9 protein-coding genes are annotated in these 13074 nt (G+C 67.6%); 8 read left to right on the top strand and 1 reads right to left on the bottom strand.

The annotated features are described in order from the left end of the window. Positions 1-50 precede the first annotated feature (50 nt). The 3 genes from BKH32_RS10705 (at position 51) to BKH32_RS10695 (ending at position 4413) form a co-directional block, all read left to right on the top strand. A complete protein-coding gene (locus BKH32_RS10705; protein ID WP_075250035.1) occupies positions 51-1538 on the top strand; it encodes a CCA tRNA nucleotidyltransferase in 1488 nt (495 codons plus the stop codon). Between the two features lie 10 nt (positions 1539-1548). Next, positions 1549-2766, top strand: coding sequence for a Gfo/Idh/MocA family protein (locus BKH32_RS10700; protein ID WP_075250026.1), 1218 nt, complete (start codon positions 1549-1551; stop codon positions 2764-2766). A gap of 138 nt (positions 2767-2904) precedes the next feature. Next, positions 2905-4413, top strand: a complete 1509-nt coding sequence (locus BKH32_RS10695; protein WP_075250025.1) for a glycoside hydrolase family 36 protein — start codon at positions 2905-2907, stop codon at positions 4411-4413. A 45-nt stretch (positions 4414-4458) separates the two neighbouring features. On the opposite strand, the gene BKH32_RS10690 is transcribed toward BKH32_RS10695, so the two are convergent. Further along, positions 4459-5769: an ATP-binding protein gene (locus BKH32_RS10690; protein ID WP_075250024.1), complete on the bottom strand. Its 1311-nt coding sequence runs from the start codon at positions 5767-5769 to the stop codon at positions 4459-4461. A 389-nt stretch (positions 5770-6158) separates the two neighbouring features. Here BKH32_RS10690 and cas3g point away from each other — a divergent pair, with 389 nt between their 5' ends. The 5 genes from cas3g (at position 6159) to csb2 (ending at position 13037) form a co-directional block, all read left to right on the top strand. After that, positions 6159-8948: a type I-G CRISPR-associated helicase/endonuclease Cas3g gene (gene cas3g, locus BKH32_RS10685; protein WP_075250023.1), complete on the top strand. Its 2790-nt coding sequence runs from the start codon at positions 6159-6161 to the stop codon at positions 8946-8948. After that, positions 8941-9852: a hypothetical protein gene (locus BKH32_RS10680; RefSeq protein WP_256691660.1), complete on the top strand. Its 912-nt coding sequence runs from the start codon at positions 8941-8943 to the stop codon at positions 9850-9852. Before cas3g ends, BKH32_RS10680 begins: the two co-directional genes overlap by 8 nt. 24 nt (positions 9853-9876) lie before the next feature. Continuing rightward, positions 9877-10452, top strand: a complete 576-nt coding sequence (locus BKH32_RS10675) for a type I-E CRISPR-associated protein Cas6/Cse3/CasE (RefSeq protein WP_075250021.1) — start codon at positions 9877-9879, stop codon at positions 10450-10452. Positions 10453-10558: 106 nt separating this feature from the next. Beyond that, a complete protein-coding gene (gene cas7g / locus BKH32_RS10670; RefSeq protein ID WP_256691658.1) occupies positions 10559-11728 on the top strand; it encodes a type I-G CRISPR-associated RAMP protein Csb1/Cas7g in 1170 nt (389 codons plus the stop codon). Next, on the top strand, positions 11721-13037 hold the full coding sequence (gene csb2 / locus BKH32_RS10665; RefSeq protein WP_075250019.1) for a type I-G CRISPR-associated protein Csb2: 1317 nt from the start codon (positions 11721-11723) through the stop codon (positions 13035-13037). The genes cas7g and csb2 overlap by 8 nt, the downstream gene beginning before the upstream one ends. Positions 13038-13074 lie beyond the last annotated feature (37 nt).

The raw sequence follows: 13074 nt of genomic DNA, 5'->3' as shown, positions 1-13074 counted from the left end.
AGGCCGACGAGGACGGCGCGCCGGTCAGGGTTCATGGCAGGCTTGGGCCGATGACTGCGCACCCCGCTCCCGCTGAACCCGTCGACTCCCCGGATGCCGCCGAGAACCGGGGCCTGACGCCCAAGGCCCGTCAGGCACTCGAGGGCCTGCCCCCCGCCCTGGCGGCCCTGGGGCACGCCTTCGTGCGCGCCGGGCACGAGATCGCCCTGGTCGGCGGGCCGGTGCGCGACGCCTTCCTCGGCGTCGCCCCCCACGACCTGGACCTGACCACCTCGGCCCGCCCCGAGCAGACCGAGAGGATCCTGGCCGCCTGGGGCGAGACCACCTGGGACGTGGGCCGGGCCTTCGGCACCATCGGCGCGCGCAAGGGCTCCACCGTCGTGGAGGTCACCACCTACCGCACCGAGGCCTACGAGGTCGGCTCGCGCAAGCCCCAGGTCACCTACGGCGACACCCTCACCGGGGACCTCACCCGCCGCGACTTCACCGTCAACGCCATGGCGCTGCGCCTGCCCGACCTCGAGCTCGTCGACCCTTGCGGCGGTCTGGCCGACCTGAACGCCGGCGTCCTGCGCACCCCCGTCAGCGCCGAGCAGTCCTTCGACGACGACCCCCTGCGCATCATGCGGGCCGCCCGCTTCGCCGCCCAGCTGGGCTTCGACGTCGAGATGGACGTCATGACCGCCATGGAGGAGATGGCCTCCCGCCTGGAGATCGTCTCCGCCGAGCGCGTGCGCGCCGAGCTCGAGCGCCTGCTCATCAGCCCCTGGCCCCGGCGTGGACTGGAGCTGATGGTCCACACCGGCGTGGCCGACGTCGTCCTGCCCGAGCTGAGCGCCCTGCGTGAGACCGTCGACGAGCACAAGCGCCACAAGGACGTCTACGAGCACACCCTGACCGTCCTGGATCAGGCCATCGACCTGGAGACCGGCCCCGACGGACCCGTCCCCGGCCCCGACCTGGTGCTGCGCCTGGCCGCGATCCTCCACGACATCGGCAAGCCCGCCACCCGCCGCTTCCTGCCCGACGGCACCGTCACCTTCCACGGCCACGACCACGTCGGTGCCCGCATGACGGCCAAGCGGCTGCGGGCCCTGCGCTTCGACAAGCAGACCATCAGGGACGTCTCCCGGCTGGTCGAGCTCCACCTGCGCTTCCACGGCTACGTCGACGCCGCCTGGTCGGACTCGGCCGTGCGCCGCTACGCCACCGACGCCGGTCCCCTGCTGGAGCGCCTTCACCGGCTCACCCGGGCCGACGTCACCACCCGCAACCGCCGCAAGGCCGCCATGCTGGACCGTGCCTACGACGACCTCGAGGAGCGCATCGAGGCCTTGCGTGCCGCCGAGGAGCTCGCCGCCATCCGCCCGGACCTCGACGGCGGCCAGATCATGGCCGAGCTCGGCGTCGCCCCCGGGCCGGTCGTCGGCGAGGCCTACCGCTTCCTCATGGACCTGCGCATGGAGAAGGGACCGCTCGGCGAGGACCTGGCCCGCCAGGCGCTGCGCTCCTGGTGGGCGGCCCGCCAGAAGAGCTGAGGGCGACAGAGTGCTTGAAGCGTCAAGGGAGCTGCGGGTCGGTGTCGTCGGCATCGGGGCCCGCTGCTACCTGGCCGCGCTCGCGGACTCCTCACCGGTCCCGGCCCGGCTCGTCGCCGCGGCCGACACCGCCCCCGACGCCGTCGAGCGCGCCCAGCGCCTCCTGCCCGAGGGCGTGGCGGTCGTGGCCGACCACCGCGACCTGCTCGGACACGGGCTCGACGCCGTCGTCCTGACCACCCCCGACGACACGCACGAGGAGCTGGCCCGCTTCTTCCTTCAGGCCGGCATCCCGGTCTACCTGGAGAAGCCCCTGGCCATCACCATCGAGGCCGCCGACCGCATCCTGGAGGTGGCCCGGCGCACCGGCACCCGCCTCTACGTGGGCCACAACATGCGCCACATGGAGGTGGTGCGGCTGCTGAAGTCGATCATCGACTCCGGGCGGATCGGCGAGGTCAAGGCCATCTGGTGCCGCCACTTCGTGGGCAACGGCGGCGACTACTACTTCCGCGACTGGCATGCCGAGCGCCGCCACGTCACCGGCCTGCTGCTGCAGAAGGCCGCCCACGACATCGACGTCATGAGCTGGCTGGCCGACTCCGCGCCGGCCCGCGTCGTCGGCATGGGCGGGCTCATGGTCTACGGGGAGGCCGAGCGGCGCCCGGCCGGGACGAGCGCCGGCAGCGTCATGCAGGACTGGTTCAGCCTCGAGCACTGGCCCGCCGACGAGGTGGTCGGGCTCAACCCCGTCATCGACGTCGAGGACCACTCCATGCTCATGATGACCATGCGCAACGGGGTCATGACCTCCTACCAGCAGTGCCACTTCACCCCCGACTACTGGCGCAGCTACACGGTCATCGGCACCCGCGGCCGGGCCGAGAACCTCGGTGACGGGGCCGGCGACGTCGTCAAGGTGTGGACTAAGCGCACGGAGCACTACGCCGAGCGCGCCACCCAGGAGTACGTCATCGCCGAGGAGGGCACCGGGCACGACAGCGCCGATCAGCTCGCCATCGACGAGTTCCTGCGCTTCGTGCGCGACGGCGGGGCCACCGAGGTCTCCCCGATCAGCGCGCGCGACGCCGTCGCGGCGGGCGTGCTGGCCACCCGGTCCCTGCGCTCGGGCTCCGTGCCCTTCGACGTGCCCGAGCTCGACGCGGAGCTGGCGGCCTACTTCCACCGTGGGCAACAAAACTCTCACTCACCGACGGAATCTTCATAAACGACGCGGCTCCGCGTCATCTTTGAAGAAAATGTCGGTCTGTATGGCCGGCAGCACGTACAGTGCGAGCCGGGCGGTGCCGGTGCCTCGAGGGGGACCCGAGCCGCGGGCAGGACAGGTCGGAGCCGAGGAGAGCGCATGATTCACCACATCACCCTGACCGGGCGCAGCATCGCCCTGGCCTGCGACGGCACGGTGACCACCCAGCACGGGGCCGGCGGCGCCACCGGCGCGGTCTATGTCGAGGCCTCCCACCTGACCCTCCTGCACGACATGCGCGACGGCGAGTTCTACCGCACCGGCCAGAACTCCTGGTCGCCGTCGGGCTGGCGCCGCCTGAGCGAGGCGCCCATGCGCATCGCCGACGAGCAGCGCCGTCGGACCGCCGACGACGCCCCCTGGGACGACCCGGCCCGCCACCACTCGGCCTGGATGGCGGTCCTGGAGGACTCCGCCGGGGCACTGCTCGTGGGCTGCCTGGACGGGCGCACGCCGCGGCTGCGCGCCGACACCGCGGTCCTGGAGGCCTTCACCGAGTCCGGCGACCCGGCGCGCTGGGTGATCCTGCCCGGCCCGGCCACCGCCGTCATGGCCCGCTACGCGCGCGAGCTCGGCGAGAGCCTGGGGGGCCGGGCGATCGAGCCGCAGCGCGTGTGGTGCTCCTGGTACTCCTACTACGAGGGCATCTCGCAGGAGGCCCTCGAGCGCGAGATCCCGCAGGTCGCCGAGCTGGGTTTCAAGACGCTTCAGATCGACGACGGCTGGGAGGTCGCGGTCGGTGACTGGGAGGCCGGGGAGAGCTTCGGCGACGGCATGGAGGCCGCCGCGAGTCGGATCCGGGAGGCCGGTATGCGGCCGGGCCTGTGGGTGGCGCCCTTCATCGCCCTGCCGGGCTCGCGGGCCGTGCGCGACTACCCGGAGATGTTCGTCCACAACGCCGACGGCGGACTGGCCGTGGCCGGCTCCAACTGGGGCGGCGACTACTACGCGCTGGACACGACCCACCCCACCGCCCAGACCTACGTGCGCAAGCTCATCGCCAAGATCGTCCACCGGTGGGGCTTCAGCTACCTCAAGCTCGACTTCATCAACGCCGCCGCCATCCCCGGCTACCGCCACCGCCAGATCGACCGGGAGGAGGCCTACCGCACCGGGCTGCGCCTCGTGCGCGACACCGCCGGGGAGGAGACCTTCCTCCTGGGCTCCGGGGCGCTCATCATGCCCTCCATCGGGCTGCTCGACGCGGTGCGGGTGGGGCCGGACGTGGCCCCCATGTGGGAGAACTACGCCTCCGACGACCTGTCCGACGCCAAGGCCTACAACGCCCTGCACGCCGGCGTCAACCGGCTCTGGCTGGGGCGGGTCATCGGGGTCGACCCCGACGTCGTCTTCTTCCGCCACCGCCGCAACCTCCTGGACGACACCCAGATGCAGTGGCTGCGCGACGTGGCCGAGGCCAGCCGCTACCGGTGCCTGTCGGACCAGATGACCTGGCTCGACGAGGAGGAGAAGGAGGCCGTGCGCGCCTACCTGGCGGCCGCCGACGAGCCCCTGGAGATCCTGGGCCGCTACCGCTTCAGCCTGGGCGAGCGCGAGATCGACCTCACCGAGGCCATCGAGGGCAAGGCGTCGGCCTACCCCCTGTGAGGCGGGGCTGAGGTGGCGTCCGGGTTTGGGAGGTCGAGCGGGGTCCTACGGTCCCAGCAGGGCGGCGGGCACGACGGCGATCCCGTCCTCGTCCCGGTAGGCCAGACGGCCGGTAGTCACCAGGACTGCGTCCGCGAGCCTCGGCCCGATCTTCTTGCGCAGCCAGCGCAGGTGCTTGGTGTCCTCCGGCTTGGGGGCGGCCCTCGCCTTGATCTCGAAGGCGACGACCCGACGGTCGGCTCCTTCGAGGATGACGTCGATCTCCTGGAGCCCGCCTTTGGTGCGCAGGTGGAAGACCCGGGTGCTGAGGACCTCTGCGTAGACCTGAAGACTCTGAATCACCAGGGACTCGAATAGTGAGCCGAGCACTCGGGGGCGGCGTGGGGTGCCCCGAGGGCTGGTGAGGATCGGGTGGCCGACCCCGAGCACCTCGGCGGGACCGTATCCGAGAAGACGAGCGGCCAGGGCCGGGTCGCACAACTGGTGCTTGTCGGTCAGATTGTTGCGGGAGAACTCGTTCTCGCTGGGGCTCCAGCCCGGAACCGGGTCCAGTAGCCACATCCCGCTGAGATGGTCTCGGTAGGAGCGCGCCGTCGCCAAGCCCATGTCGGTGCTCAGGGGTCTGGTCGCCAGCTCGGCGATGGAGCTGAAGCTCGCCGTTGTGGCCACCGCGCTGGCGTAGGCCGTCAGCCACTCCCTCACGGATCGTGGACGTCGCCTGCCGCCCGTCGCTTCCGGTAGATCATGCCGGAGCGTTTGCTCGATGTATCCGTCCAGCTGGGCCTTGCGCCCCAAAGGCGGCTGCTCCCTGATGGCGGGGAAGCCGGAGCGGCAGATCTCATCGACGTACTGGTCGATCGTGACACTCGTGTACCCCTCGATCGGGGTCAGGGCGGAGAGGTCCTGAGTGCCGAGACCACTGCCTAACAGGCTCCCCACCGAGACCGTTGGGGTCTCGATCGCACGCTCGGCCAGGCTGAAGGGACGCATCCTCAGGGTGATGATCCGTCCTGCGCCGGTGTGGGTGGGCGCCTGGGACGGTGTGGAGGACCCGGTGAGCAGAAAACGACCGGGAGAGGGATCGTCGTCGACGGCGCGACGTACCCGGTCCCACAGCTCGGGCATGCGTTGCCACTCGTCGATGACGAGAGGGCTGGGAAGTGTGGTGAAGCGCGATCCGATGGCGGCGAGCTGGGCGCGTTCATCGGGATCGTCAACGGCAATGAAGGTAGTGCCGTGGGCCCTGGCGGTGCGGGTCTTCCCGACGGCGCGGGCTCCCTCGACGCTGACCGCCGGGACCGACCGCAGCAGCTCCTCGAGGCGCTGGTCCATGAGACGCGGCTGGTAGGTGGTCATGAACTGATCGTAAGGGCCACTTTGCGCCGCCGTACAGCCAAAAGAGTGGGTCTGTGGATAACTCTGGGGTCTGGGAGCCGTGGGTGACGATCAGATCGGTCGTGCCTTCATCGCCTATTTGGTCAAGAGTTAATGATCGGTTTGGTCAAGTTCGATGTTGACCGCGGTGCCCCTCTGGACCCTCGGCGCAGCAGCGGGCAGTGACAGGGGGACTCACCAAGTGTAAGATGAGTCTCATCGTCGCCGCGTCTCTCAAGAGACACATCGGCTCCACAGCTGGTGGAGGTAGCGGATTATCAATGGTCCGCACGGAAGTGCCGGCGATACTGCCCCAGGGGACTGGGGGTTGAACTTATCTATGGTAGAACCAACATCTCAGGAGCGTTGATGTGAGCGGCCTCGACTTCACAGACCTCTTCCGCGAGATCACTGGGCATGAGCCCAGGGACTACCAGGTGCGCCTGGCCGAGCGACTCGCCCAGGGAGAGCCGCCGTCCCACCTCAGCGTGCCGACCGGGATGGGCAAGACCCTCGCGGTCCTCATCGGATGGCTGTACGCACTGGCACAGGACGCCGAGCAGGTAGGCCGACGTCGTCGGAGGCGGGTGGTCCCCCTGAGACTGCATCTCGTTGTCGACCGGCGCGCCGTCGTCGACGACTCTTTCGAGGCGGCGCAAAGGATCAGGAAGGCGCTCAGAGAAGGTGCCGGTGATCGGTCGACGGTGAGACGCTTGGCCGAGGTGCTGCGCTCGGCTTTCGCGATCCCTGCTGCGGCGGAGGTGCTCGAGGTGCGGCGCCTGCGCGGCGGGCTCGCTGATACTGATGGGGACCTGACGGAGCACACGCGCTACCCCTCACGCCCAGCCATCATCCTGGGAACACTCGACATGACCGTGTCCCGTCTGCTGTTCCGCGGCTACCAGCTCTCGCCCTACCGCCGCAGCATCGATGCGGCGCTGACGGGGATGGATACGTTCTGGGTCCTCGACGAGGCGCACCTCTCCAAGCAGGCCCTGACCACCTTGTTCGTGCTCCGCAGCGAGGAGAGCAGGCTCGAGGATCGTTGTGGTGGCAGCGTCCCGGGCCTGCAGGTCATGCCGATGACGGCGACACCCATGACGCTTCCCACCCTCCACCGGGGGGCCGACCAGGAACCGACTCCCGGTCTCAGCCTGGACTGGGAGGAGGAGTGCCGCCTGGATCCGCAACTGGCTGCGCGGCGGGCGCATCGTGACGGTGTCCCGGTGGACGTTCACTGCGTGGAAGGCAAGGCGGCAGCCGCTCTCACGGAGCAGGCTTGTAACCGCGCGAAGGAGCTGAGCCGGGGAGAGTCGCTGGTCGTCTTCTGCAACACCCTGGACACCGTCAAGAGGGTCGTGGCCGGGTTGAAGAAGCAGGCCCGAAGGCTGAAGGATCAGGCTCCTCACGTGGACGTCATGGTCGGCGGGATGCCTGCTCGCCGTAGCGAGCACGTCGTGGAGGGACTCTCCCCTTATCGGACGGGGGCCGAGGGCCGTCAGGACGCGCAGGCCACCGTCGTGGTGGCCACATCGACTCTGGAGGTTGGTGCCGACCTCGACTTCACCCACCTCCTGACGGAGAGCTGCCAGGCCGGCTCCCTGGTGCAGCGCCTGGGGCGAGTCAATCGGGTCGGCGCCCGCCCCGACGGCAGCGCGACCATCGTTCACTCCACCACGAGTAGGGACCCGATCCACGGTGGAGCCGCAGACGCCGTCGTCGAGCTGATCGACGGAGCCGCCACCCTCGGTGAGGTGGTGAAGCGGCTCGATGAGGCTGGTGGGCGGGAGGATCTGGTGAACGCGACTCAGGTCCCGGTCGTCATCCCTCCGAATGTCTTCGCCGCCTATCTGCGCACCCTGGGGTCCCGCAACGACGCCCCGGTCCACCCGTGGATCCGACCGCTGTCCGATCCACGGCCGGACACATTCATCGTCTTCCGCAAGAGCGTGGGAGACCTCGCCGGTGTCAGTCCCGAGGCCCTCCAGGAGGACCTGACTCGGTGGCGGCCCGATCTTCGAGCCGAGGCCTGGAGCATCCCGCTGAACGATGCTCGGGAGGTAGCGAAACAGGCGGTGAGAACGCAGCCCCTCGTCATCATCGATCCGACGTCGCAGGAGCCGCGCGTCCTTGAGGCCGGGGACCCCCCTCCCGATCTGGTTCCCGGTCAGATCCTCGTCATGGCGCCGAGTGACGACAGCAACCCCTATGGGCTGGAGAACGCCGGCCGTGACTACTCCGGGCAGCACGTCATGCCCGGCGCCACGGCTGAGGAGGTGTCCAAGGAGCTGGTGTCCCTCGCGACGGGGACGGACCGGGGAACGAGCCGGAGGGAGGCGGTCATCCTCACGGACCTGTCCGGGGGTGACCTGCGAACCGACGACCCGTACGCCGACCTCCTGGAAGAGGCGGCCCTGCTCGCAGTGCCACTGGGCTGGCAGATCGTCGACGACGTCCTTGGCGCCGACAGTGGTCACCCATGGCTCCGCCTGCGGCTCGTGGAGGTCGCCACCGAAGGTCCCGCGAGCACCGAGGATGACGCCGACGAGCGCACCCTGTGCGGCCACGGAGACCGGGTGGGTGAGCGTGCAGGACAGTGGGCCCGAGCCATCGGCCTGCCCGAGAACCTGGTGGAGGACCTCGTCACGGCCGGGCGCCACCATGATGATGGCAAGGATGATCCCAGGATGCAGGCCGCCCTCGGGGCTGCCGTGGATGAGAGTGGCTTCCTCGTCCTGGAGGATCCGGGGCAGCGGGAGCATCGAAGGCGGCTGAGCAAGTCCCGGCTCCCTCGCAGGTACTGGAACCGCTCCATGCGTATGGCCGGCGTTCCCTTCGGCTGGAGGCATGAAGCGGCCTCAGCGGATCTCCTCAAGGAGCAGCTGGAAAAAGGTGAGCAGACGGCGCACGATCCTGACCTGGTGATGCATCTGGTTCTCAGTCACCACGGCCGCTTCCGCGGCCCAGGACCGGTGTGCCCGCCCGAACACGGACCAGCTCCACGGCATCAGGACCCGAATGCCCCCTCCTGGGCGGAGGCCATAAGCCGTTTCCACCGTCTCAATGATCGCTACGGTCCCTACACCTTGGCGCTGGTTGAGGCGATCCTTCGCCTGGCTGACTGGGACGTCTCGCAAGAACTGGAGCAGAACCATGAGTAGCGTGCAATGCCCTGATGAGCCTGCCGAGTACCGCCTGACTGCGCTGCCGGGAAATCGTGCAGCCTATGTCCTGGCGACCTGGGGACTGGTGTCGTTGCTACTGGAGGCGACGCTCCACTTCGAGGGGGAAGCAGTTCCCGTCGTCCGCTATGGCGGGGATACGGACGAGCTGGTGAATGTGGCCGCCCGTGGCCTGGTGGAGCGAACCTGGAGCCTCGGGGAGCGTGGGCTGCGCGGCATCACCACGACGACGCCCGCGCGATCCGCGGTCAACATCCTGTCACATGCCGGCTGGCAGGCCGCCGACAAGACGAGCGACCTCAGCGCATCCGGACCGGTAGCCGTCTTCGATGCGTCAGCGACGTCAGCCGAGCGGTTGAAGAGTACGGGCATGCAGGATCTCCAGGTCCGCTCCTCGGCGTTGACCTTGCTCAGCGGCAAGAGCCATACCGCCAAGTCGGTGCAGGACACCTGGAGGCTCATGGGTGCGTCACGGGCCACTGCGGACGATGCTGTCGCTGCGGGGGCGGCGCACCTTGACCGACTTGTGCGCGGCGAGATTGTCGTTGCCCGGGCCAAGCCGGGACTGCGCTTCTCCGCCAGCCAGGCGACCCCGCGTATCACCAGTGGATCGGAGGAGTGCGACGTGTACCCGCTCGTGGATCTCCTGGCCTTCTGCGGGCACCTGCTCCTCCAGCCGCAGCAGCGCGAGATGGCGCGAAAAAGTCCGGCCAAGGCCCTCACGTGGGTGCTGAATCCGGTTCCCTTCACGATGGAGGCGATCATCGATCTGCACGAGTCCCCGCCGCCTGACCTGCCGTGGCACCGGTGGACATCCCTCATTCGCGGAACCGGATCCACAGCCAAGGTGACATCGTTCGCGCCGGCCCACCGTGGGGCATGAGAGAGGAAGAGGTGACAACAACCCATGCCTGATCAGATCGCAGTCCTTCCGCTGGCACAGGCGCTACCGGACCTGGGAACACCTGATGCGGTCCATCGCCGCGCCATGTCGTACTTGCCGGATCTCAGAGGCGCTTCGCGGTCGATTCGCGCAGACCTCGGCGTCCTGTACCGCCTGGCCCTACCAACCGAGTATGGCGGGCAGAAGGGTTCCCTGGTCATCAGATTCCGGGCCGATCTCGATCTGCCCGGAACACAGCCCATCGAGGCTCCGTCAGGGTTCGCTGTCGGTCAGCGCTTCACTGTTCGAGTGGTGGCTGAGAAACGTCATGCCGACGAGTCGGGAAGGAACCGCGTCCGGGCTGTCCTCGATGAAGAAGCTGATGGTTGGGCCACCGATTTGCTGGAGCGCCATGGTCTGGAGGTCAGCGAGCTGACGGTCTCGCCGAGGTGGTTCGTGGGTCGACGAGGCGGACGCTCCTTCACGCTCCGCGATCTCACCGGCACGGTGAGCAGTATCAGTGAGGCTGGGGAAGCCGCCTACCACCAGGGAATCGGGAGGGGAAAGGCCTACGGCTACGGAATGCCCCTGGTGCTGTGACGACGTGAATGAGAACTGTGCTCGACCAGTATGACAATAGATATGCAGATAAGGAGATTGAACGATGACGACGGCTCAAGAATTTCGCTCCACCATCGGTGCTCTCATGGAGGACAGTGCGGTGGCTGGAATCAGCGTGACCAGCAAATACGACTCATTGGCGGGAATGACCGTGACGCCGCCGGCGGGCACGATCCGCCAGGGCGGCGAGATTGTCGGCTTCTTTGAAACTGTCGACGATGGGAAGGCGGCCACAATTGACAGCTGGGGCTCTCAGGCCTCACGGTGCGAGGTGCTTCTGGCCAGTCGCTTCAGAGGAGGAACCAACACCCTCGCTGAGGTGCTGGGTTTCCCCATGGTGGTACTCGTCGATGAGGACGGAGAGGTGCTGACCACCTCCGTGGAGCTCTCGCACCGGCAGGCCGACGCCACGTGGAGGCTCATACGAGACGAGCTCACCGACAAAGGGGTCGATTTCGAGGGGATCCAGAATGCCACCCGCTCCCAGCCGGATGCTCTGCTCACTGGATTCCCTACAGCGATCCCCTTCGGATGGTGGCACTCGCAGACGAAGCGCTCCCAGAAGGCTGTCGATGAAGCCAACAAGGGAGGGAAGAAAGGTGGGGGCAAGGATGCTCGTGAGCTGAATGCGACGCGAGACAAATATCTTGGTTACTACGTCATGAATCCTGCGGAGTCGCGTTCCGCAAGGCTGTTCACATCGGAGATTATTGCGACCGGCGTGTCTGAGCGTCGTCGCATGGCCGGGAAGACGGATCCGCTCTTTGCGGCAACCAGTAATAAAACGACGATTCGGGGAGTAAAACTTTCCGCTCTGGGAATTGGGTCGTTGCCTCCGCTTGATATTTCTGAGGCTCCATCAGATTTAACGTACGACTCTATCGTGGGGAAGGCCTTCTTCTCCCTCGCGGGGTTGAGGACATTCGCCTTCTCTCGCCCGGAGCCTGCGCGAGCACTGGTGGTCAGCCTGACCCTGCTGCTGTACCGACTGCTGCAGGAACGGCTGGACCTGCGCGCAGGGGCGGAGCTGCGTCTGTGCGAGCCGGGTCTCGAGGTCAAGGTCGAGAGGCACGGAGCACCCTCTGAGCCCCTCGCACTGCCGGAGGTTGATGAGCTGGTGGACCTCGTGCGTGACCTGGGCCAGGAAATCGGTTGGAACGGCGCCACCGTTGTCACGATCACTCACGACTCCCCGCTGGGAAAGATCATCCTGGACGTCGACGGGCGCAAGACTGACGGACGCAGCGATGAGTGATCTGACCATCACGGCCTCGTTCCCCCTCGGAGAGTTCAACGCGCACGATGGAGAGGGGCGCGCTGAATGGCCGCCGGCTCCAGCGCGGGTACTGGCCGCGATGCTGTCTGCAGCCTATGGCCTCGGAGAAGGCGTTTCCGAGGTCGAGGCTCTCTTTCGATGTCGTCCTCCTCGGATCACCGCCCCTTTGGCCGGTGAGCGTCAGATCGGTTACCGGCGGTGGGTTCCCGTTAACAATGAGCTGAAGATGGACAAGAACGGTTCTCCGACCGGGATTGTCGACCGAAATGACCGCCTCCTGGAGAAGCAGGCGAAGGATCCCGAGTGCGGCATGATGGTCGGTACCGGCCCGGACGACGTCGTGCGTTGGACCTTCGCCGCCGATGGCCCGGTCGATCTGGGCGTTCTGCAGAAGGTGGCGCGATCCGTGGAGTACCTCGGGCGTCCGACCTCACCTGTGCTGCTCGACGTCGTCGACGGTGCTGTCGAGGTGCCACCTGGCCATTTCTGTTGGGAACCGGACCTGACGGGCTGGATTCAGCTGCGGGTGGGAACGGAAGGACTCCTGGCTGCTTTGGACGCCCGAGAGGAGGAGCGGCGGCGCAGCACCGTGACGGGGACGCATCCGTATATGAGCGTGCGACCCACCGCTCTCTATCGGCTCGTGGGTGAGAGGTCCGGTGATGGGGCTGCGCCTGATGCTCGGGAGCTGCTGCGCACGTGCTCGCTCTACCGAATGCCCCACAGTGGGCGACAAGGTGCAGTTCTGGTGCATGCCGCCGACGCTGCTCTCGTCACGGAGCAGCTGCGAGACTCCCTTGAAGAAACAGGCTGGATGCTGCCACTCATCGGTGGGTTGGGCCGCCGTCACCTGCCCGTCCTGCGGGGGGTGCTCGTGGCCGGGGGGCCTCGGCTTCCATCCGTGGGACTCGCGGTGAGGACGGGGGTGGTTGAGGCCAGACTCGCAGAGACCGGGACGATAGCTTCTTTGCCTCGAGTTCTGCGGGCCGCTACGGCTCCTTCGTTACGGTGGACCACTGTTGTGCCGACGGCGGAGGATCCTGAAGGCATCAGGGACATGCTCAAGAAATGCGCCTCGGGGCTCGGCTGCAGACTTGTTGGGGCTGAGCGTCACTCCGACTCACGAAGCGACGGAGGTGTCGATGGGCAGGAGAACAACGGGCGTAGGCACGTCTCGGTCGCCTTTGACGCGGAGGTGCCCGGTCCGGTTGTCTTCGACGGCACCCTCATGGTTCCCCTGGGGGCCACCACCTTGGCAGTGAACCCACGGCGACCCCGAACCGACTAACACCGCAGGTCAGCCAGTGTCAGCCCCGCGCACGCGG

The organism is Actinomyces oris (assembly GCF_001929375.1).
Taxonomy (GTDB): Bacteria; Actinomycetota; Actinomycetes; order Actinomycetales; family Actinomycetaceae; genus Actinomyces; species Actinomyces oris_B.
The sequence above is the reverse complement of the archived record's forward strand: the minus strand, read 5'-3'. Positions and strand labels throughout refer to the sequence as shown.